The organism is Draconibacterium halophilum (assembly GCF_010448835.1).
Taxonomy (GTDB): Bacteria; Bacteroidota; Bacteroidia; order Bacteroidales; family Prolixibacteraceae; genus Draconibacterium; species Draconibacterium halophilum.
Genome location: NZ_CP048409.1, coordinates 2,537,949 through 2,561,633, shown reverse-complemented (window position 1 = coordinate 2,561,633; position 23,685 = coordinate 2,537,949). Strand labels below are relative to the sequence as shown.

Genomic DNA, 23,685 nt, shown 5'->3' with positions numbered 1-23,685 from the left:
TTACAAAAACTTTAACTCAATTTGGCTACCAGCCCGGATTCTGTCCGAATTCCGGATACATTGAAACATCTTCAATTTTCAATGGGAACCAGTAATGTTTAACTCCAAACTGACGTGTTAAAACGACTTCTTCTCTAAAGTTGGCTACCCTGGCATCTCTTGGATCATTATTCTCATAAAATTCGAGGTCTTCTACCCGATCAAATTCCTGAGAAGTTTTTACATTGTAAGGATACTCGGTAAGCAACAACCAACGTTGCAGATCGTTAAAGCGGAAACCTTCGAACGAAAGCTCTACAGCACGTTCTCTTCTCACCTCGTCGATAAATCTTTCGCGGCTTGCTGTGTACGAAGCAGCAACATGGCCGGCTCCACAACGGTCGCGAAGTGTGTTAAGCGCATCTTCAGCTGTTTTTGTGAAATTTGATGCTTTCCCCGTTGCACCACCAAAAGCAGCACATGCTTCGGCATACATGGTATAGATATCTCCTAAACGCATGTATGGCAGATAGGTATGCAGGTTAGAACTCCAGTTATAGGCTCCATCATATTTATTGGCCGTATGCGGTACCAGTTTCTGAATCAGATAACCTGTTCGGCTACCGTCGGCAGGATTTCTCATGGTTCCGTTTGTTGCCAAACCTGTATAACGCAGGTATTCCATATCAGCAGGCATTGTGGCATTTACGTATTTAAATCCGTCGAAAACAATGTCGTGATAGAAACGAGGATCGCGGTCTTTAAAAGGATATTCAGGATCAAAACCCGATTCCGGATCATCCAATGGCAAACCGTTAGCCATACCATAATTCTTCACGTAATTAGCTGTAGGATGGTGAATGATGTTATCGTGTTCCACCAGACCTTTAACTTTTGGTCCGAAAGTTTTTGTGGTGTTCCAGTTACTACCGTTAGAATCGGTTGAAGGGCCACGGAAAATAGCTTCGGTAGAACCCGGCATTAACCAGTTTTGTCCGGTAGTATAGAACATATCGCTGTACTTCGTATCAACGCCGCTCGATTTTTTGTGATTATAAATGTCTTCGTAATCAAAATCTACCAATGAATATTGTGTTTGCCCACCTTCAACAAGGTTAAGTAATTCACCAAAAGCATCTGCAGCTTTGCGTGCATAGTCCTCATCGTAATTATAGGTATTCGCACCACCTGTTTCGGCACCGTTTTTCATTAACGGACTGGCAGCCCACAAATAGTTTTTACCTAAATAACCCAAGGCCATAATTTTATTAGCACGCAACTGGTTTTTTCCCAGCGTGTTTTTACCAACTGTTGTTTTGTCCCAGTCGATTGGCAATAAGTCAGCAGCTTTTCTTAAATCGGCTCCGGCTTTATCTGCACATTCCTGATAGCTCAATCGTGGTAAAGTCAGTTTTTCACCTGCAGGTAATACGTAATCAACATAAGGCAAACCGCCAAGATATTGCATCATTTCAACATGCCACCATGCTCTGAAAAAGTAGAGTTGACCTTCAATAAAATCTCTTTCCTCTTGTGTTGCCACAGTTAGCAAGTCAAGATTTTCGATTCCCATATTTGCTTTACGAATGCAATACCATGCATGCGCATACAAACCATGGTCAAATTTATTGTTAGAAGTGGGATTTGCGTTATCATCGTCAAACCAGGTACCGGCATTGTTTTGCCATGCCCAGAAGTTACCAATATCAACCTGATTGGTCATGTGCCAACTACCTTCAAGGTTAAATAGTTCATCATCACCCCAGTTCCATGAGGTGGTCCAGTATTTCTTTTCCTTATCAGGGATACAATTGTAAATTTCTTCAATATAACCCTGGAAATTGGTGAAATTACTAAACGCTACCTCCTCCGATACGATTGACTCAGGTGCTTTATCCAGGTAATCTTCGCAGGAAAAGAGACCCAAGAACATGATGAGCAGTACACCACTCTTCAAAAGCGTCTTATGTATATTTTTCATTGTACTCATAATTATAGTGTAAATCTTATTCCTAAATTATATCGTTTCATAGTTGGGTAAGCTCCCTGGCCACCAGACCCCGCGAAGTTCGATTCACGGTCATCAGGCATTTTAGACCATACCCACAAGTTGTTACCGTTAACAAAGATTTTCAGGGTGCGGAATCCAATTGTATTGATCCACCCACCATTAACAGTATAAGCTACTTCTGCATTTTTCAGACGTACATACGAACCATCGAAAAGATACTGTGTGCCCGAATGGTAACTAGGTTCCGACAACCAACGTGGAACAGTTACATCTGCATTTGGTGTTTCTTGCGACCACCAGGTACCGAAATCGTAAACTGTGTTCAGCTGACTTCCGAAACTGGTTAGCGGAACATTACGGGTTACATTGTTAACGCCGTAAAACTGTACAAATCCGCTAAAGCCTTTCCATTCAACACCAACTGTTGCATTGTAAGTATTTTGTGGAGAACCGGAATAACCGTATGGAATCTGGTCTTTACTATCCACAATACCATCAGCATTAAAATCAAGGATATAATAATCACCAGGAACTTTATACGGATCATTTGTATCGTGCTCCGGGCTACCATACATAGCATCGTAAGTATTTAAATATCCGGCGTCAACATGTGCTCTTGTTTGACCAATGCTGTATCCGGCTTGTTTGCGGTAATCTTCATACAGTTCCGGATCATCTCTTTCAAGAACCTCGTTTACTGCATGTGTCATACTCATATCTCCCCACAAACGAAGCCCGTTATTAAGGACTTTATTTATACGTACCTGTAACTCGTAACCGTTGGTTTCAACCTCTCCAAGGTTAGCTGTTGGAGGTGTTGTTCCATAATATGAAGGAACTGCACGGTCGTTTCCGTTAATTAAAATATCAACACGATTATCGCGGAAATATTCAACGCTACCAGCCAGTAATCCATCAAAGAAAGCATAATCAACACCGGCATTAAATTTTTTCACTGTTTCCCAGTGTACATCCGGGTTTCCAACTGTTGATTCCCTGTACCAATCGTAAGGGCTGGTTCCCTGGGTTAAGTCAAGAGATGAGTTACCTCCGTAGGCCCATTGTGTAAGATACAGCCAACGGCCATTGATATTATCGTCACCAATTTCACCATACGAAGCCCTCAGTTTCAACATATCCAGGAATTCGAGGCTTTCCATAAATGATTCTTCGGAGATCATCCAGCCAATTGCACCCGAACTAAAGAAAGCAAAACGATAGTCTTTGGAAAATCTTTCTGATCCGTTATATGCACCATTATACTCTAAGAAATAGCGCGATTTATAATCGTAAGTTGTACGGAACGCCCAGTCTTCGCGGAAGGTTGGAATCATGCTTCCCCGTGCGCGTTCTTTACGGCTGAACAATCCCATCGCAGTAACACTGTGGTTACCAAACTGACGGTCCCAGTTTAAACGCAATTGATATTCCAGATTACGTTGCGTAGCATTGTTTTGAACCGACCCGGCAGAGGTAGTCCACAATACTCCCTGTTGGAAATCGAATTTATTGTTATTCTCATATTCCTTCTTATATGTGGCAACACCGGTTTCAGGGTCAATCCACTTTTGCTGGGCATCGTTGTAAAGGTCGTTTATCCCCCTGTCCCTTTCCAGGAAAGTGTTATCCCACGACACTGCACCACGGAATTTCAATCCTTCAGTAATAAAATCTAACTCCTGTTCCAAAATGAAGTCAGTGTTGATTTGTGTTGTTGTAGAAAGCATGGTTCCCGAAAGCGACAGGTTTTGAGCCGAGTTCGAAACATTTGAAATGTTTGGATAGAACCCCCATGAACCATCTGAATATTGTGGCAAGAACACATCAGGCGCAATGTTATACGCACCTGCCCACTGCTGAGCAACTGCCCAGTCGCCGGAATTGGTTTGCCCCCACGGCGTTTTCCTTTGACCGTTTGATCCGGCCAGGTTTAATCTGAAAATGGTAGATTTTGTAAGCTGGAAATCGAGGTTACTTCGCACGTTAATACGGTTGTAAGCATAACCCGAATCGTAGTTACGTCCATTATCGTAAACATAAAAAAGGTCGCCTTCGCTTGCAAAGTCTGCCGAAGCAAAATATTTAACAAACTTAGTACCTCCAGACACGTTTACGTTTGCATTGTACGACATGGCATAATCTTTAAACAGTACATCCTGCCAGTCGACATTTGGATAACGTTCGGCTTCTGCCAAATCAGCCGGATAACGGTATTTTTCAATAATACTCTGTGGAGTCATGTAACCCCATGAATCAGGGTAAACTCCCAACTCGTGCTCGATGGCATAATTACGCGCCATTAAAGCGTCGTACGAATCCAGTTTATTAGGTAATTTCGATGGTACTTTCATAGTCATGTTGGCCGAAACATCAATACGTGCCGAACCTAGTTTACCACGTTTGGTAGTAATCAGGATTACACCGTTTGCACCTTTCACACCAAAAACGGCAGTTGCCGAAGCATCTTTCAGTACCGATACCGACTCCACCGAGTTCATATCAACTCCGCTCATCGGGCGTTCAACACCATCAACCAAAACTAATGGGTCGCTGTTGTTCCACGAACTTGCCGAACGAATAATAATTTGTGGATTTTCCTCACCCGGCATACCCGAGCTGTTAATAGTTATTACACCAGGAAGGTTACCTGTTAGTGCCATACCTATATCGGTAACACCGGCTGCACGTTGCAGTACTTCGCCTGTTGTTTGTGTGATAGCACCTACAACACTCTCTTTCTTCTGTTGGCCATAACCAACAACAACTGTCTCCTCCAACTGTACGCTCGATGGCGCAAGCACAACTTCAAATTTACTTTGGTTAGCTATGTTAATTTCCTGTTGTTCCATTCCAATAAAGGAGATAAGTAGTATCTCCTTATCAACAGGAACTTGCAGCTCAAAATTTCCATCCACGTTAGTGGGTACTCCAATCTGTGTACCTTTAACGATTACTGTAGCACCAATTACCGGATTGTCTTGTTCGTCAACAACCGTCCCTGTGATAGTTCTGGTATCCTGAGCGAACACCGATAAATTGATAAGAATCCCAAGTACAACTACCAGAGTTTTAATCAAGTAGTTCTTCATCAAAGCTGACAAAGCTTTTTGAGATGATAAATTAATTCTGTGTTTCATTATATTCTCTAATTAAATTGACAAAAGAGTTCTAAATTTCATCTTATCTAAGTATTTTATTATCTAAGCATAAGATGGAACTCATCCCGACAAGTCGGAATTCGTTACATTCGACATTGATTGTATTTTTCACTCTGCATTTCTTTAAAACATTTGCTAGGGTGAGAAATAAATTGTCGGGAAGAAATAATGAGGGACAGAATGTCCGTTAGTGTTTTTACTCATAAGACTAGAATTTTTACGTTTATAAATAGATATTGATTAAGTGATTGAATGTTCAATTATTTAAATTCAAGATTTTTCCGGGGTATATACTTTCTACCAGATGGAGCAGTTAGTCTACTTCCATTGGTGCAAACACCGGAGAGATAATACCATCCCCAAAGAATTGGATTAGAATTGTAATTTTCGCCGGAAAGAGGATTTATTAAGTAAAGTTCATGGTTAATTTTATAAGAGAAATAACTAAGGTGGGCCACCATGTTTTCAGCTACAAATTTTGGATTACCAGATTTGGATTCGGAGTTACAGGAATTGAAAAATAATAATCCTGAAAACAAAAAAATAGAAATAGCTAGCTGAACGAAAAAGTTTAGTTCCATTTTAATTTCCAATTAGGTGAATAGTTTAATGCACTCTACAGTTGTGTTGTCACACTTCGGTAGTATTCAAAAATAGAATGCATAAGAGGCAGGGGCTTTCAATTTTAGATATTTAATTTCAAAAACGAGACACTACTGCACAAGTAGGATATAACTCGCTGACTATATGCAACTAACAAACATGCAATATTGGACAAACACCCTGGTTTTTGAAAAATAAACAAGGAATTATTCAAAATTTGAACCGTACTGAACTATAATTTAAGGTAAAAAGGAGGTTTAAATAGGTGCCCGTTTCTTATTCTATCATTTGTGTAGGCGATTTCCCAAAATGTTTACGAAAAACAGTACTGAAATAGCCAACACTGCTAAAACCACATAATTCACTTACTTCGGTAATGGTATATTTTTTTGAATGTAGTAAATCCCGGGCGTGGTTTAGCCTTATGGTTTTTATAAAATCGGTTGGTGATTGGTCGGTTAAGGCCTTTATTTTTTTATAGAGCAATGAAGGACTAACATTCATACTTGCAGCAAACTCATTTTTAGAAAACTGCGAATTATCCATATTGTCTGTTACAACCTCTATCATCCGCTTCAAAAACTTATCATTTAACTCGTTTTCCAAAAGAATAGGCTCTTCATCAGCATTGGTCAACTTTAAGGCCTTATTCCTTACAATCTCACGGTTTTTAAGAATTGATTTTATTCTTTGCTGAAGCAATGTAACATCAAACGGCTTGGTAAGATAATCATCGGCTCCTATTCCCAATCCGTGCAATTGTTGTGCTTTTCCTGCCAATGCCGTTAAAAGAATAACCGGGATATGTGCCGTTAAGAAATTTGATTTTACTTTTTCACACAACGTAAAACCATCCATTTTGGGCATCATAATATCCGAAACGATAAGATCAGGATGTTGCTTTTGTATCATGTCCCAGGCCATTTCACCATCTTCTGCCATATAAACATTAAACTGATCCTGCATAGCCGACTGAAGAAATTCTCTCAGATACTCGTGATCTTCAACAATTAAAACAGTCATTTTATTACCTCTTTTGGCAACTGCTTGTTTTTCTGTTACTGGATTTATTTTTGATGGTTTGAAAAGATTTTTATCTGCAGATTGCCGTGTGGTTTCCTTTTTCCTTGCCGAATCATCTTTATTAATTAATGGGATGGTAACGGTGAAGGTGGATCCTACATTCGACTGACTTTCGCAAGTAACTTTACCACCATGTAAGGTAACGTAATTTTTAACCAATAACAGCCCAATACCCGAACCAACAATTTTTGAATTGATAGCATTATCGCCACGATAGTATTCTCTGAATAACATTTTTTGAGCCTTTTTGGTAATTCCAATTCCATTGTCTTTTACTTCAATGGTCCATTTTGATGCAGCACACTTTAGCTTAACTTTTACTCGAGAATTCGGATTAGAGTATTTAATACCGTTGGAAATAAGGTTATCAATTACTTTTTGAATCATTCTTTCGTCAACCGAAGTTTCAAATTTTCTGCAATTTGCTTTAAAAACTAAGTCGATACCTCTGCTTTTAGCATGGGATTCGAACATCATTACCCTGTCTTCTACCATTTTAACAATATCCACCGATGTGAATGCCATTCTTTCCTTACCGATATCTACCTTCTGAAAATCAAGCAACTGAGTCACTACTTTCGACAGGCGATGAACCTGCTCTGTTGCCAAATGAAGATAATTAGAACCTTTATCGCTTAACCCCGACTCTTTATTTAATTCTTCAATTGGCCCGTTAACCAGTGTTAACGAAGTACGTATATCATGAGCAGTATTTGCAAAGAACCTGATTTTCTCTTCCGAGTGTTTTTTCTTTAACCGATCGACATAAAAGTAAATACTAAAAATGCCCAACCCGGCTACAAATAGAAGAACGAGGATGTTAAACCAAATCGTTTTCCAGAATGGTGGAACAATTTGTACTTTAATTTGGCGCTCGGCAATTACTCCTGTAATGGAATTATCTACCATCCGTAGGTGAATCGTATAGGTTCCGTATGGAATATTCGAATAGGATAAAATCCGGTTATCAACTGGTTTGCTCCACTCCTCATCCAAACCATCAATTTTCCACGAGAACTTTGCTCCCGGAGAAGTAACTCCAAGAGGAATTAGTTCTAAACTTATTGTATTTTGAAAATATTTAAGGTTTATTTCCTTCAACTCATTAATTGGCACCTCCGGTTTCAAATCTTCAATTTCGCGAATTGATCTTCCAGAGACAGAAATATCCTGAACATAGATTTGGCCATCTTCCGGCATAAACTTTAAATCATCCGGATCGAACATTAAAGCTCCGTTATTTGAGCCCATAATCAGATCTCCATTTTTTAAAGTATAATGTGCATCCTGGTTAAAGGATACATTACTAAGATATAATAACGAGTTAAAAGTCAATACAGTTTGGTCGGCTTCATTCAAACGACATAAGCCTAGCTCTGTACCTATCCAATAGTATCCTTTGGCATATTCAATAGTATTTACGAAGTTACTGGGTAGTCCATTATCAATTGTATAGTATTGCGTAGATTTATTGTTGAGATTGTACCTAATAACGCCGTTACCGTTTGTAGCAATCCAAACCATATCTTCTGAAAGGTAGAGATCAGAAACAACAAAACCTTCGACCAGCACCTCATGATTACCAGTAATTTTATCAAAGAGCAGTAATCCGTATGTTGTCCCCATCAGTAATTTATCCGGTCCGTATTCTAATATCAGGTAAATCGTATAATCGGGATACGACTGAAAAGTATCGCTTTTATAATTGTAACGTATCAAATCACCCCGAACACCACCGATCCAAATATCCCCCTGCTGGTCTTCCAGCATATTGAACACAAAATCACCCGCAAAATCACCCATCTTATTTTCCTGGCTCAAATGTCTCAGTTCCTTTCCGGTATTTCCATCAAGAATATAAATACCCGATGAATAAGACCCTGCCCATATTCTTCCAAACGAATCTTCGTATAGCGCAAGAAATACCTGAGCGTGCTGTTCTTTATTATGATAGAATGATCTCCAATTGTTTGTTTTTGTATTCCAAAAGCTCACACCATTATTAGTTGCAAACCAAAGATTTCCATTTCGATCTTCGATTACACTATTGACATCATTATTCACCAACGAATTTGGATTATTAACACTATGCGATATTTTAGTTACAACTGAACTACTGGCTTGGTCAAAAAACGAAACTCCACCACTATAGGTGCAAATCCACACCCTTTGGTTCCGATCACAAAAGATATCATAAACCCCATTTCCTTTCAATGAATTTGGGTTATCTGAGTCGTCTTTATAAACGGCTATTACCTCAAAGGAGTTTTTATCAACTTCCCAAACTCCCTGGCCATCAACACCTACTAAAAATGAAGATTCGGATATTGGGCTTATCGCCTGAATCGGTTGATTCGGAATATCTGGAATAGGTAGCAATTGTTGCCGGCTGTTTTCTTCTTTTAAACAATACAATCCATCGCCAAAAGTTCCCAGCCACAGTGTATTTTCAGCTTTATCGAACTCAATGTATGAGATGTAGAAATTAGATCCTTCAGGAAAACGATAATATTCTTTAGCATTTAAAGTATTTATATCAAAAATACCAAGAGAACCATCAATGCCATACAAAAAGCGATGATTATCTAACCATTCAATATAATGAATGTTCTGATTGTTAAAATATATATTTAATCCTTCTTCATGATTAAAACTCATTAGCCCAAAAGTGCTTGCTTCCCAGATTGTGCCAGTAGAATCTACCAACATTTTATTAATCGTTACATGAGGATTTTCCAATTGCTTGGTAATATTGGTGATTAAATCAAAACGATCTTGAATTTCGTTGTATTCAAATACCTGTCCGTTATTGGTATAAGCATAAAGCGTATGGTTTGTATATTCCATCCGAACAGTGATAATATCTTCTGAATCATATGGCAATTGATAGGTTCTAATATCATCTCTGGAATACCTGACAATACCAACCTTTGAAGAAATCCAGATAAAACCATCGTCATCTTCGCAAACCTGGTTGGTTTCGCGTATCGAAATACCGTATTCTTCGTTCAGGTTATAAAACTGTATAGAATTTTCAGCCGCAGCAACAAAAGCTAAACAATTGAGGGCAAGGAATACAAACTGGAAAAAATAATATTGTCTAGAATTCATGATGTTGCTCTATAATACGCAGGAAATTTAAAAATTTAGGGAAAATAAACAAAAACCAAATAGGTTATTCGTAATAATTCGTAAAAACTCTTTTTCCTAATTTAGTTTCCTTGTAGTTTAAATAACGTGTTTTTCCTTGTTGGGTATAAAATAGCTTTGTTAGAAACCATCAAATAATCCCGAATTCTGGTTTTCGTGAATTAGCATCATATTCTCATTCTCTGAATCTTTTCAATTCATCTTGCATTTGGCAAAAAAAGGAAGCCTAACAGCTTCCTTTTAAACTAAAACTAATTGATAATCAAATCAAAAAAACTATTTCAACTGAACGAGCACAACCGATTTAGAAGGAAGCTCGACCTTGAGTTTACCATCTTTTGGTTTTGCTACACTAAATTCTTTCAAACTCACAGATTCGTTTTTGCCAAAATCGTTATATGCATTCATTTTATCAGCAGTAAGAATTTCGCCACTTGCTGTCGAAAATTCGTTCCCGGCTACTGCAATTTCAACACTTTCGCTCTCGTTAGGATTAAGGTTACACAGTGTAATTGAAATTACTCCATCTTTGGTAGATGCCGAGGCATTTACTGCCGGAACCGACTCCCCGTCCATTTCGTACTTATCGGTTTTAAGGTTAGCAGGTATTAGTGTTGCATCCTGATGTACACTATACATTTTAAAAACATAATAAGTTGGTGTTAACACCATTTTGTCATCTTTAGTAAGAATAACCGATTGTAGCACATTAATGGTTTGTGCAATATTCGACATTTTAACACGATCGGCGTGATTATTAAAAATATTCAGGTTGATTCCTGCGACCAATGCATCGCGTAAAGTGTTTTGCTGGTAAAGGAATCCGGGATTGGTTCCTGGCTCTACATCAAACCAGTTTCCCCACTCATCAACAATTAATCCTATCCGTTTCTCCGGATCGTATTTATCCATGATGGTAGAATGTTTTTGAATCAGTTCATCCATAAACAAGGTTTTGCTCAACGTGGTAAACCACTCTTTTTCATCAAAATCGGTTGCCGATCCTTTTTTGCTCCAATTGTGCGTGATAGTATAATAATGCAATGATAAACCTTGCATCAGGTTTCTTTTTCCCTGCATTTTTTCATCAATACATCAGTCCAGTTGTAGTCTGAGTCACTTGCGCCACAGGCAATTTTGTATGCTGCGCCACGTGCATACGAAGCGTAATTCCGGTAAACATCGGCATAATACTCGGGTGTCATATTGCCACCGCATCCCCAGTTTTCGTTTCCTATTCCCCAGTATTTTACCTCCCAGGGTTCTTCGCGTCCGTTTTTCTTTCTTAAATCTGTCATCGGGCTAATGTTCGACGATGTTACGTATTCAATCCATTCCGAAGCTTCGCGAACGGTTCCCGATCCCACGTTCACATTTATATATGGTTCGGCATCTATTAAATCACAAAAATCGAGAAATTCGTGTGTTCCAAAGCTGTTATCTTCGGTAACATTGCCCCAGTGTACATTTACCATTGATGGGCGCTCTTCCCTTGGACCAATGCCGTCTCTCCAATTGTAGGTGTCGGCAAAACAACCTCCCGGCCAACGTAACAAAGGTATTTTCATATCAATTAAGGCACCGGTAACATCATCCCTAAAACCACGGGTATTGGGGATTTCTGAGTCTTCGCCAACGAATATACCGCCATAAATACACCGGCCCAGATGCTCGGCAAAATGCCCGTATATTTCCTTATTAATTTTTGATTCAGCCTGATCGGTATACAATGTCAATGTACTTTGACCTCTTACAACTGCAGCAGCAACAATCAACAACGCAGCAATACTTAATTTTAGTCTCAACATAATTTCAGTTATTAAATTTTATTGTCTATTTATTTTTCTTACAGATGATTTATTCCTTCAAGCCAGTTTTACTTGTTTGGTGCAGGCAAAATCGCCTGGTATTTACCGCTTAAATGCATTAAACTGAACAGATACAGCAAACCATCGTAATAAGGGTCGAAGTAGCCATCTTCATACGGTTCCAGTTTAGCGTTCCAAAGTTTATGCACAAAATCAAATTCAGGATCAACATCGTCAACCATTGAAAGTGTTGCCGAAGTAGATACCAATCCCAACGAATGCCGTAACTTTCTGAAACCACCTGCCTGAAGAATCCACTCCGGTTTTGTACCGTCGGGGTTGTACTGATCGACAAAATCATTAATTCCCTCCGATCGCAAAAATCCCTGGAACCGACCGGCATAATCCTCCTGCCAGTTTTTGTCTTTACCAAACCAAATGTAGTCCATGGCAATATTCATGGGTACCCGCCACGAGTCGTATCGAAAAGCCTGTGGCATCCAACGGGCATCATGTTTCGAGCCATCAAAATTGGCATAATCATAATTCAATCCGGTTACAGGATGACAGGCCCGATGCAGAAAAACCCGTGCAGTATCGGCACAATCGCGGTAAAACTGCTCGTGTCCGTCGTTGGCAAAATCGGCCCATACTTCCATAAAAGCCGGTACATGATACGAAGGATCTGTCCAGTTGTAACCATCCCCTTCGGGAACAAAGCTAATTTGCTTGTGCTCAACATTGATAATGTGATGTATTCTTTCGGAGCCGTCTTTTTCCCACATGGCGTCTAAAATGCGGCGTGCTTCGGCGTAATAATCAATTCCGGTATCGTTGCCCCAACGGTTCGAGGCAAACAACAGTGAGGTTACAAAATACAGCTCGCCATCCGAAGCTGATCCTACCGAGTTCATTCTATTGGTTTGCGGATTAACGCTCCACGCAAAATATGCTTCGCGCGGCCCCGACTGGTGCTGCATATACTTTTTGCTCCATCGCCAAAGTTTATCAAACACCTCCTTTTTATTAAACTGAACAGCAACCATCAAGCCATAAGAAAGGCCTTCGGTTCGTGCATCATTATTTTTAATATCCGAAACGTAAGCCAACGAATCCTCAACCTCGAAATAAATACGATTCGGCCCCTCAAAAAGATCGTGATAGGCTTTCTCTAATTTAGCATCGATATCTTTCTGTGTATATCCGGCTTCCAAAAAAAGGTTTTGGTACTTACCGGTATAATAGGCGCCTTGTTTGTCCTGCTGCTGTCCGAATATATTGGTTACCGGTACCAGCAGCAACAACGTAAGAAAGAGACAAAGAGTTCTTCCCATTTTTTTATTCCTAGTAGTTTTTATGTTGTAATTCATACGATTAAATAGTTTGATTCCAAAGGTATAGTAGGTTACTCGCAGTACTCTGTTCATACTTTCGCTTATGAATAACTTACGTACCCGTTACATTATTTGTATTTTATAATTTCATCAGAAGAATTTCCTCTCCGGCAACTGTTTCCAAATCATACTCATACACTTTTTTCAACTCCGGTAATTTCACTTCTTCTGTATTTACTTTTGGCTCCATTATTTTTGGAATGGAATAAAATGGATTTGGATTTTCGCCGTTAGCTTCCTTCAATCCTTCACAAGTTAAAGGAACATAAGAGCGAATACGGCAATTTCCACCCAGCTTAGAGCGAACAACGGCTGTTTGTACTTCGCCATTCTCCCACTTAATATCTGTTTCAAAACCACCGCGAGCCCTTAATCCGCTCACCGATCCTTTACTCCATTTTGATGGAAGTGCCGGAAGTAAGTGAATGGCTCCATGCTGACTTTGCATCAACATTTCGGCAATTCCTGCGGTACAACCAAAGTTCCCGTCAATCTGGAAAGGCGGGTGCGCATCAAACAGGTTCGGGTAAGTACCACCGCTCATTCTTCGGCCGCTACGCGCAACAGGTTTTAGCTGGTCGGTAATTAGTTTGTAGGCATGATCACCATCAAGCAAACGTGCCCATAGATTTACTTTCCATCCCATCGACCAACCGGTTGATTCGTCGCCACGGGCTACCAACGAAGTGCGTGCTGCCTCAAATAATTCGGGCGAATGATAAGGCGATATTTGGTTGGAAGGGTAAAGTCCAAATAAATGCGATATATGCCTGTGATGATCGTTTGGATTATCCCAATCGTACATCCACTCCTGCAATTGTCCCCAGTTTCCGATTTGCATGGGTGGCAACTTTTTTATGGTGGCCTTAATTTTTTCCACCAGGGCTGAATCAGTTTCTAAAACCTCAGCGGCTTTAACAGTTATTGAAAACAAATCGAAAAGCAGCTGGTTATCCATTGTTGTTCCGGCTGCAATGTTTGAACCGTGGCCTGCCGGCGTATTTTCGGGCGAAACGGAAGGGGAAACAACCAGCCATCCGTTTTCGGGTTCTTCAATCAAAAAATCAAGGAAAAACAATGTTGCTCCCTTCATGGCCGGATAAACGCTTTTCAGGTACTCTGTATCTCCGCTAAAAGCATACTTATCATATAGATGCTGCGACAACCATGCACCTCCCATAATCCACATGCCCCAGGTAGCGCCATCAATTGGCCCGTTAATACGCCAGATATCTGTATTATGGTGCAGTACCCAGCCATTTGCTCCGTACATATCCTGCGCAGTTTTTTGGCCGGTTTCCGACAATTCCTTCACCATCTGAACCAGCGGTTCATTTAATTCGCTCAGGTTGGTAATTTCCGATGGCCAATAATTCATCTCGGCATTAATGTTTACCGTGTATTTACTGTCCCATGGTGGCATTAACTGGTCGTTCCAAATCCCCTGCAAATTGGCAGGTTGACCACCCGGACGCGACGATGAAATGAGCAAATACCTTCCAAACTGAAAATAAAGCTCCACCAACTGCGGATCGTCAACCGTAGCAAATTCTTCCACCCGAATATCCGTCATTTTGTTTACCGATTCGGTTATCCCCAAATCAAGATCAACACGTTTAAAATAGCTCTGGTAATCAGCAATATGATCATCTAATAAATCCTTGTACGATTTTTGGATCGCAGCTTGCAAATATGTGTTTGCACGCTCGTTGGCATTTCCGCTAATATCGTTGTAATTGTTAAAATTGGTGGCCATCGAAATAATGATGGTTGCCGCTTTTGCGTTACTCACAGTCAGTTCCGATTCATCGGCTGTAACTTCTCCACCGTCGTTTAGTATTTTTACCCGGGTTTCGAATTCTACAGCTCCTTTAACACCTTCATGGCTACTGGTAACTCCCGTCATCACCAACTCGTCGTTTCCGTTAGTGGTAACCGTCACCTTTGTAGGCCTGTCAAGCGTTGCCGAAAAATTCAAGGCACCTGATTTATCTGCAGAAATATGCGCCACAATAACCTGATCGGGGAAAGATGAAAATACCTCCGTTTTGTAATTTACTTCTCCAACCTGGTAGCTTGATGAAGCCACAGCCTTTTCCAGGTTCAATTCGCGCGAATAGTTACTTACATTTTGGTGCCCTTCAAAGCTCAACTTCAGATTCCCAGCTGTTTGGTAAGGCATTCCATGCGATTTTCTGGTTATAAAATCACGATTAACGAGATCCTGTGCTTCTTTGTATTTTCCATCGAAAATCAACTGACGCACCTTTTTTAACGATGCTTTTGCATCCGGATTATCGTTTCGGTTGGGTTGTCCGGCCCAAATAGTGTTCTCGTTTAACTGAATAATTTCGTTTTCAGGGTTTCCGTAAATCATCGCCCCCAAACGGCCATTTCCAACCGGAAGTGCTTCAACCCATTGTTCAGCCGGTTTATCGTAGCGTAGTTTAAGTAGAGTTTCGTCTTCGGGTTGTTGCTGTGCACAGGCACAAAAGGCAATGAATAATAAAAATACAAATCTTTTCATCTTTCCAGATTATTAACCCTCTTCTTACAAAGAGGCATTTCTTCTTGTTCTATTCAAAACTTATCCAGTCTATTTCCACCGGATTATCGTTCGCCGCCACCACAAAAATATTATGGATACCGGGCTCAACTTTGTTTATTTTTGTTTTTGATACGGTCATTTCTTTACTTTCCGGCACATCTATTTCAGCCAGAACAGGGCCATCCACTGCATCAATTCTCAATTCAACTTTTCCACCGTTTAAAGCACCGGCATTCAACACCACTTTTCCAGTATTTTTCTTTTCAAAATTTACCGTGTTGTATGAAATCCATGCACCTTCATTGGCCAGCGTGGTCTTCCACCCTGCGAAAGTATTTGTGGTATCGTTAAAAGCTATTGTTGCGCCATTTTCGCTTATTGCGCTGTAACGGTCGAGCTGAATTTTACCGGATGCAGCAGTTATTCCTACACCTCGTTTTGTTGGAATAACTTTTTGAATAGTTCCATCGGCATTAAAAACCAGGCTGTCGATACACACCGAACGGTTCTTATCAAAATTAGGCGAATAGTCATTATGGTGGTAAAACAAATACCACTGATCGTTGTATTCGATCAGTGAGTGATGGTTGGTCCAGCACCCTGTTTCCGATTCGTCCATAATCACTCCGGTCATTTTAAACGGTCCTTCGGGGCTATCGCCCATGGCGTATTCCAACCGTTCGGTATCGTTTTCCACATGAGGAAAAGTAAGGTAGTACTTTCCGTTTCGCTCAAAAACAAAAGGTCCCTCTTTCATCCCTCTTTCGGGCAAATTGGCAATGGCAACCGGCTTCGTAGCCAGTTCTGTCATGTTCTCTTTTAGTTTTGCCACGTATATGTTGCCCATCGAATAATACAAATAAGCTTGTCCGTCTTTGTCGATCAAAACATTTGGATCGATACCAAAAATACCTTCAATAGCATTTTCCTCCGGAACGTAAGGACCTTCAGGCTTATCGGCAACGGCCACTCCAATTCCAAAACCTTTACGGCCGTTGGGGCCCGCTACATTTTTATTGGCCGGAAAGTAGAAATAATATTTTCCGTTACGCTCGATACAATCGGGTGCCCACATGCTGTATGAGGTAGAATCAACCCAAGCCACCTTATTCTGACTAACAATTACGCCGTGATCTGTCCAATCGCAAAGGTTTTCTGATGAAAACACATGGTAATCGGGCATACAAAACCAATTCTCGCGCAGGTTTTTATTGGGTGGAGCCGGAATGTCGTGCGAAGGAAAGACATATACCTTTCCGTTGATTACCCTTGCTGTGGGATCGGCCGAAAACTGATCTCTTATTATCGGATTTTGAGCCAAAACCGAAAACACCGATAGGGTTAAGATTATGGCAAGGGTTAAGATTTTTTTCTTATTCATTTTAGTTCGTTTTTATGCAGTTTAATGATTTACAAGATCGTTACACCTGTTTTCTCAATATATTTCAGTTGGTTAACTTTTTCTAACTACCGACTTCTTCGCACCCGCTGTCTGTCACGTTCGAGCAGCTCATCCAGGTTAAATAATGGACGTTCCAGTTCATAAGGGATTGGTTGTTTACTGAATTGCTGAAAATACAGCAAACAGGCGTCTTTCCATTCCTGTGCATTCATGCCCTGTTCTGTAAGTTTATGCTGAACTGCTGCAAATCGTTCCGCATCGACAAAACGTTCTGCCTTGTCCCAAACCTGCTGAAATTCGCGCACTTGTTTCACTCCTTCGTCATACCGATAGCATAGCTCATTCCAAAGCGTTCTGTTATTTTTCATTTTATGATCCCACGAAACATGGTGAAACCAAAGCAAATAGACCTCGGGACAGGTATTCAGGTCGGCTAACTGGCCGGCAAGCGGCTCGTGGTATTGGCTAATTGCATCGCTGCCCGAAGCCGTGCGATCGAATCCAATTCCAAGTGAATCGGCCTGATGATAATACGGAGGAGTCCAGTCGGCACGCATACCACGCGGAGCCCACCATGGCCCTGGGCCGTAATGTGCGTGTGCTGAGAAAATATGATGAAGCCCCAAAGGCATCATGTAATTAACAGTAGCTTCATGACTGTTGAGCATCATTTGTTTCACGGGTTGTAAAAACGACAGATTCCACTCCAGGTCATAAGAACTTGTTTCTTTATCAATATTTTGTGGCCCGAACGTAAGTTTCAACCATTCATCGGCTATTTGTGCGCTGCTTATCGAATGATCCCAGGCCTGCCGTCCAAAAGCATACCAGTTGGCCTGAGCAAAATCGTGACCACACCAGTTGGCATCGAGCCCGATGTTTGCAACGCCTGCAATAGCGCTGTATTTCTGATTGAAAATACTGCCATCGGTGCAACGGGCAACCGTACTGCCTGCACCTTCCTGCCAGGTTTCGCTTTTTAGAAATTCTTCCCACATGGTAGCCAGAAAAACCAGATGCACCGACTGTCCGAGATATTCCATTGTAACCTGCAATTCGGGCATTACAGTTGTCTTTTTCATGGCACCAAATAAGGGGCTAAACGGTTCGCGTGGCTGAAAATCGATAGGACCGTTTTTTACCTGTATAATCACATTATCATGGAATTGTCCATCCAGTGGCATAAATTCATTGTACGCTTGTTTGGCACGGTCTTCATCCGATGGATCATAAACAAAGGCACGCCACATTACAATACCGTTGTAAGGTTCAAGCGCTTCGGCCATCATATTGGCACCATCGGCATGGTTACGTCCAAAGTTTTGTGGTCCCGGCTGTCCTTCGCTGTTTGCCTTTACCAGGAAACCACCAAAATCGGGAATTAACGTATATATTTCTTTTACTTTCTCCTTCCACCAGGCTTTTACAGCAGGATCAAAAGGGTCGGCAGTTTCAAGGCCACCAATTACTTCAGGCGAAGCAAAGTTAACAGCCAGATAAGTTTTTATTCCGTAAGGGCGCAGTACATCAGCAACAGCTTTTGCCCGCTCCAAAACAGGTGTTGTTAATACGGATGGTGAAGCATTTACATTGTTCAGTACCGTTGCATTAATTCCTACCGAAGCATTGGCCCGGGCATACTCTTTCCAAAGGTTTAAATCGCCTGAAGTAACTTCCAGCGAATCGATACCACGCCAAAAAATGGAACGTCCGGCATATCCTCTTTCAACACTTCCGTTCAGGTTATCCCAATGGTTTAACAAGCGTAAATCATACGAAGGATTTACAATATCTCCAGTTATTGAGCCTCCTGTTTGTTGCCGACGCAAAATCTCGAAAACACCGTATAAAAGGCCGGCATCGGTTTTAGCCTGAATACCGGTTCTGCTGAGTCTGAAACCATCAGCCTTTAATTGTTTGTCCTTTATAATTTTTAATTCGATGTTTGCTCCATCCTCACCCTGCCAACTGTTTTTGAGTTCGTTAATGGCAATATCAATTGTAGGTGAACTTTTTGAACATTGAATATTAACCTGCGTTGTCGCCTTCTTTCTTAACCATAATTCACTGTCATTTTCAGCAAACAAAGAAGTGCTGAACAAAATTAGAATAAGAATGAGCTTAGTTGTCTTCATAAGGTTTGTGCTATTATTGTACAATTAATGCTCCGCCATTGCATGGAATAGAAAGTTCTATTTCCTGCTTTTTATTCAGTTTAACAGAACTTAGCGAACCATTTAAATCGGCATCGTCAGTGTAAAATTGTAAGGTTTCTCCTGCATTAATCATCGGCAATTTAAGGTTTAGCTTGACGGTTTCTTGCTGGGCGTTTATCCCGGCAATGTACCATTTGTAACCATTTCGCCGCGCCAATACCACATATTTCCCGGGGTATCCGTCGATAAATCGAACATCGTCCCAGATGGTGGGAACTTCTTTCATAAAGTTAATGGCCCACTCCGGAGCATCGGTTAAATTATTAGGAGCCAGAGCAAAATGCTGCACTGCACTCTGAAATAACACGGCTGTGGCCAAAGCATAAACATCGGAAGTCATACGTCGACTTCCCCGATTGGGTGTATTGTTTGCGTTGTAAAATTTGTTCAGCGTACTTCCGCCAAAATCCATACTTCCAACGGCATTCCGAATAAAGGGATGCAAACAACCATTTAAAGCTTCAAGGTTGCAACTCTGCTGTCCGAAATGCAAATTTTCACTTGCCCGAACTGCTTCACTTGCCCCAAAGTTCGGAAACATTCGTTCCCATCCACGGGGTAAGGTACAACCGTGAAAAACTACCAACAGACCGTAATCATTGGCATCGTATAAAATGTCTTCATACACCTTCATGGTTACCTGTTTGTCGCCACCAAAAAAATCAACTTTAATACCGCGAATTCCAATTCGTTGCATCCACGCCATTTCTTTTCGGCGGATAATGTTATTATCCATAATTCCGCGTGGCCCCTGCGGAGCATCGTTCCAGTACCCGTTCGAATTGTGCCACAAATACAAGGCAACATCTTTTGAGGCAGCATATTTTGCCAGTTCCTCAATTTTTTCGCGACCGATCTGTGTATCCCACAAGGCATCTACCAGAACGGTTTCAAATCCCATTGCGGCACTAAAATCAATGTATTCTTTTTGAACGTCAAAAGTGGTTGCACCGTCCATTTTTATGATCCAACTCCAACTTCCACTTCCGTATTTGTATTCTTGCGAGGCCTCGTAAAGTGGCTCCACCACTTCAAAAGGAATGGTGGTTTCTACAATTGGGGCCAGCGTTTCGCCAACCGTAATGGTTCGCCATGGAGTATATCCCGGCAAAGGAATACCGGCAGTGTTGGTGCCGTTTCCGTTATTTTCTTCTGGTAAAGGATAGGCAATCGAGTAACTTTTGTCTTCATTTCCAACCAGGCGACTGGCACAATAACGGCTGTCGACTCCTGTTTCCGAAATCAGTACCCAACCGGCATCGTTCAGCTTAAACAAACAAGGGAAAGTGTATCCAAATCCCCATCCGTTTTTACCCATTTCATCGTCGAGGGTATAATCGGTTTCGTAGCTGGGAGCGGTGCGGGCAAAACCGGTCATGGGTTTCATTTGCGGGCACAAAAAGGTTGTGGTTCCTTCGGGGAATACAAAACCTGTTGATTCGCTGTTTACCACACAACTCCGGGTTTCTTTTTGCGGATGCACCTTATAGCGAAAGGCAATATTGTTATTGCTTACCTGAAAGACAACATCTAAAACTGTTTTATCATCTTTCTGAAATGAAAAAACAGCTTCGTTAGCCTTGTAATCTACCTTGCTTTGTTTGATGTTTCGAAGTTCGTACGAGTCGTGTATCTCACTTCTTTCAACCGATTCGGAAAGGGTAAGTTCCTGGGTAAAATCGCCAATATTGGTTTCCATTCCAAGAGGCGATTCTTTTATGAAAGTTTTACCGTTTAACAAAACACTGTAAACAGGTACTCCATTATCTATTTTTACTGAAACAACAAGTTTTCCATCAGGACTTGTTAGTTGATTTTGTTGAGCTGTGATTGGGCCAATAATAAGAATAAAAAATATTGCAAGAATGTAACTTTTCACCGTCTTCATTTGAATTAGTAGTAATTGATTTAGTCTCTTAAAAATTATAGTCACCGTTGTATTCTGCCCAACTAAAAAACAGACAGAATCCACCGGTAATTTATAAAGCTAAATGTACCGCTGAATCAAATGACAGGCATTATATTTTAGATAATTCAATTTCAATTTTAGATAATATTTGAAAAACTCAGGAATTGCAAAGGGAAAACAAGACACAAACCGGGCTGCCTAAAAGAAACTAAACAACAGCCCCTTACAAGGTAAACCTTATAAGGGGCTCCGGAATAATTCGAACAAAACTTATACAAGTTGATTCGAATTACATTTTTTGCACTTTAAAAGTTTTGGTTCTTCGATTCAAATTTCCATTCAGCATCGTTACACAAACCGCAATTGTCGCCAACAAACATTTTTGATGCTTCTTTGTCGCCTTTCATTTGCCACTGGTACCAGGCGGTTGCCACTTTTGCAAATTCGCCACCATGCGGCTCACGATAAGTTCCGCCATGGCCTACATCCAAATTTGCCACATATACCGGTACATGGTTTATACGTTTGTAGTCGTCCATTCCATTGTTGTAGGCAATATCCGTTTCGCCACCCAAAAGGTAGAGCGTAGGTGTATGTAACTTTTTCAGGTCTTCTTTTTCCAAAGCCGGCATTCCCGGCATACCTCCGCCCGGAGTTGGTAATACACCGCTGTTGCACACCACCACAGTGGTTACACGCGGGTCGGGTGCCATTTCAATGGTTTGTAAGCCTCCACACGACATTCCGCTGACAGCAATATTTTTCACATCTACTTTTTTGTAATACGGACTGTTTTTGTCGTTGTTTTGCGCGATAGCCCAATCAATGGCATCGGTTAACTGCGACGATTGTGAACGGCCACCGCCACGCTCACCTTCTTCGGGCATCGGACCAATGGCAATTACCAAAAACCCGTACGATGCCACTTCGTTCAGAAAGTTAACATGTTCCCATGGCGAGTTGGCACAAGCTCCGTTTCCCCAGGCAATAACAGGCAATTTGCTTTTCTTGCCAAAAGCGCTCAAATCCTGTGGCCGGAAAACAGTGTGTGTTGCCAGCGAAGGCTCAGAAATCATAATGGCTTTGTATTCGCCGGTTCCGCCGTCTTCAACCACTCGTGAAGTACTTTCCTGTGCATTTAACAGATTGGTTAGTACAGTACTAATCATTACAAGTAATAATAAAACTCTTTTTATTTTTTTCATGGTACTTAATTTTTATTCATTTCCCAAAGATTTGGAAGGAACCGGTAATACAACAAGTGCCTCCAGGTTGACCAATCGTGACCACCACTGCCGCCCACATAATATTCGTATTCGATGTTGTGATTGTCAAGTGCCTTACACAATCCATCAACTCGCCGGCTAAAAAATCCTTTAGCTTCTTCCGTTCCCTGTCCGATAAAAAGATAATCTACTTTATCATTTACCTTCGGATCGGTCAGAAAATGTTCGAGCGTAGTTTCGGCGGTTGCGTCACCAGCGCTGAGAATTCCAAAATTCGCAAACAAATCGAGCGAACGGAAACCGATAAACATACTGTGGCGTCCACCCATCGACAAACCTGAAATGGCGCGTCCTTTTGGATTTTGAATGGTGCTGTAACTTGCATCAACCAATGGAATAACATGGTTGCGCAGTTCTTTTTCAAAAATATCGAAAGTGAGCTCGGTATGCTGCGGATGATTCCGGTGAATCACCTGGTTGTTCGGAATTGCAATGATCATCGGTTCCGCTTTTCCTTCGGCCAGTAGATTATCCAAAATCAGGTTGGCACGTCCATCGTAAATCCAGTTTGATGGCAATTCGCCGCTACCACCCACAAGATATAGCACCGGATATTTTTTAGAAGCATCGTAACCCGGAGGTGTATACACATACATTTCGCGCTCGCCATTGGTAACATCCGAATGATAAATGTGGCGCGTAACGTTTCCGTGAGGTACGTTTTTGGCATCGTAATACGCCGGACCATCGCCATGAACAATCAACTGACTGTAAGGCGGCATGGCGGTAAAAGCAGCCATTGTATTGCTCGGATCGCAAATCTGCATGCCGTCAACATTAAAATGATAAGCATACATATCGGGTTTAAAAGGCCCCACGGTTACCGACCAAATTCCATCTTCTCCTTTTTCTAGCGGAAGTGGCTCACGACCTCTGCCAAGCGCGGTAAGAATCGTTCCATCGGTAATTGTAACCACCTTGGCTTCGGGTGCTTTTAAGCGAAAAGTTACCGTATGGTCGTCGTACACTTCGGGCGAATTTAAAGGCGCACTAAAAGGAATCAGTCCTTCGGTGTCTTTCTGCGGATTATAATCGAGATTAACATTGGCCTGCTGTGCTTGTGAAACTAACGGGCACACAAACAATGAAGCAACAAAAATTAGTAGTAGATTCTTTATTCGTTTCATAATTTAGATTT

At 41.2% G+C, this 23,685-nt stretch carries 12 protein-coding genes; all 12 read right to left on the bottom strand.

Annotated elements, in window-relative coordinates; translation table 11 throughout:
- Window positions 1-25: 25 nt before the first annotated feature.
- The 12 genes from G0Q07_RS10260 to G0Q07_RS10210 all read right to left on the bottom strand — a co-directional run bounded on the left by G0Q07_RS10260 (window position 26) and on the right by G0Q07_RS10210 (window position 23,674).
- Window positions 26-1,960 (bottom strand): RagB/SusD family nutrient uptake outer membrane protein, encoded by a 1,935-nt coding sequence (locus G0Q07_RS10260; RefSeq protein ID WP_163346006.1) that lies wholly within the window; start codon window positions 1,958-1,960, stop codon window positions 26-28.
- Window positions 1,961-1,971: 11 nt separating this feature from the next.
- The gene (locus tag G0Q07_RS10255; protein WP_163346005.1) at window positions 1,972-5,079 is read right to left on the bottom strand and encodes a SusC/RagA family TonB-linked outer membrane protein; all 3,108 of its coding nucleotides are present in this window, start codon (window positions 5,077-5,079) and stop codon (window positions 1,972-1,974) included.
- 948 nt (window positions 5,080-6,027) lie between these two features.
- Window positions 6,028-9,945 carry a hybrid sensor histidine kinase/response regulator transcription factor gene (locus G0Q07_RS10250; RefSeq protein WP_163346004.1) on the bottom strand — a complete coding sequence of 1,306 codons (3,918 nt, stop codon included), beginning with the start codon at window positions 9,943-9,945 and terminating at the stop codon, window positions 6,028-6,030.
- A 315-nt stretch (window positions 9,946-10,260) separates the two neighbouring features.
- On the bottom strand, window positions 10,261-11,064 hold the full coding sequence (locus tag G0Q07_RS21200) for an alpha-L-arabinofuranosidase C-terminal domain-containing protein (protein ID WP_317165128.1): 804 nt from the start codon (window positions 11,062-11,064) through the stop codon (window positions 10,261-10,263).
- Complete coding sequence (locus G0Q07_RS21195) at window positions 11,043-11,792, bottom strand: hypothetical protein (protein WP_317165127.1); 750 nt, start codon at window positions 11,790-11,792, stop codon at window positions 11,043-11,045. Before G0Q07_RS21195 ends, G0Q07_RS21200 begins: the two co-directional genes overlap by 22 nt.
- Before the next feature lie 68 nt (window positions 11,793-11,860).
- Window positions 11,861-13,126, bottom strand: coding sequence for a glycosyl hydrolase family 8 (locus G0Q07_RS10240; protein ID WP_203532505.1), 1,266 nt, complete (start codon window positions 13,124-13,126; stop codon window positions 11,861-11,863).
- Window positions 13,127-13,265: 139 nt separating this feature from the next.
- Complete coding sequence (locus tag G0Q07_RS10235; RefSeq protein WP_163346003.1) at window positions 13,266-15,713, bottom strand: glycoside hydrolase family 95 protein; 2,448 nt, start codon at window positions 15,711-15,713, stop codon at window positions 13,266-13,268.
- A 49-nt stretch (window positions 15,714-15,762) separates the two neighbouring features.
- Window positions 15,763-17,115, bottom strand: coding sequence for a family 43 glycosylhydrolase (locus G0Q07_RS10230; RefSeq protein ID WP_163346002.1), 1,353 nt, complete (start codon window positions 17,113-17,115; stop codon window positions 15,763-15,765).
- A gap of 86 nt (window positions 17,116-17,201) precedes the next feature.
- Window positions 17,202-19,271 (bottom strand): alpha-glucuronidase, encoded by a 2,070-nt coding sequence (locus tag G0Q07_RS10225; protein ID WP_163346001.1) that lies wholly within the window; start codon window positions 19,269-19,271, stop codon window positions 17,202-17,204.
- A 13-nt stretch (window positions 19,272-19,284) separates the two neighbouring features.
- Window positions 19,285-21,240: a glycoside hydrolase family 97 protein gene (locus G0Q07_RS10220; RefSeq protein ID WP_163346000.1), complete on the bottom strand. Its 1,956-nt coding sequence runs from the start codon at window positions 21,238-21,240 to the stop codon at window positions 19,285-19,287.
- 326 nt (window positions 21,241-21,566) lie between these two features.
- Window positions 21,567-22,466: a poly(ethylene terephthalate) hydrolase family protein gene (locus tag G0Q07_RS10215; protein WP_163345999.1), complete on the bottom strand. Its 900-nt coding sequence runs from the start codon at window positions 22,464-22,466 to the stop codon at window positions 21,567-21,569.
- A 5-nt stretch (window positions 22,467-22,471) separates the two neighbouring features.
- Complete coding sequence (locus G0Q07_RS10210) at window positions 22,472-23,674, bottom strand: esterase (RefSeq protein WP_163345998.1); 1,203 nt, start codon at window positions 23,672-23,674, stop codon at window positions 22,472-22,474.
- Window positions 23,675-23,685 lie beyond the last annotated feature (11 nt).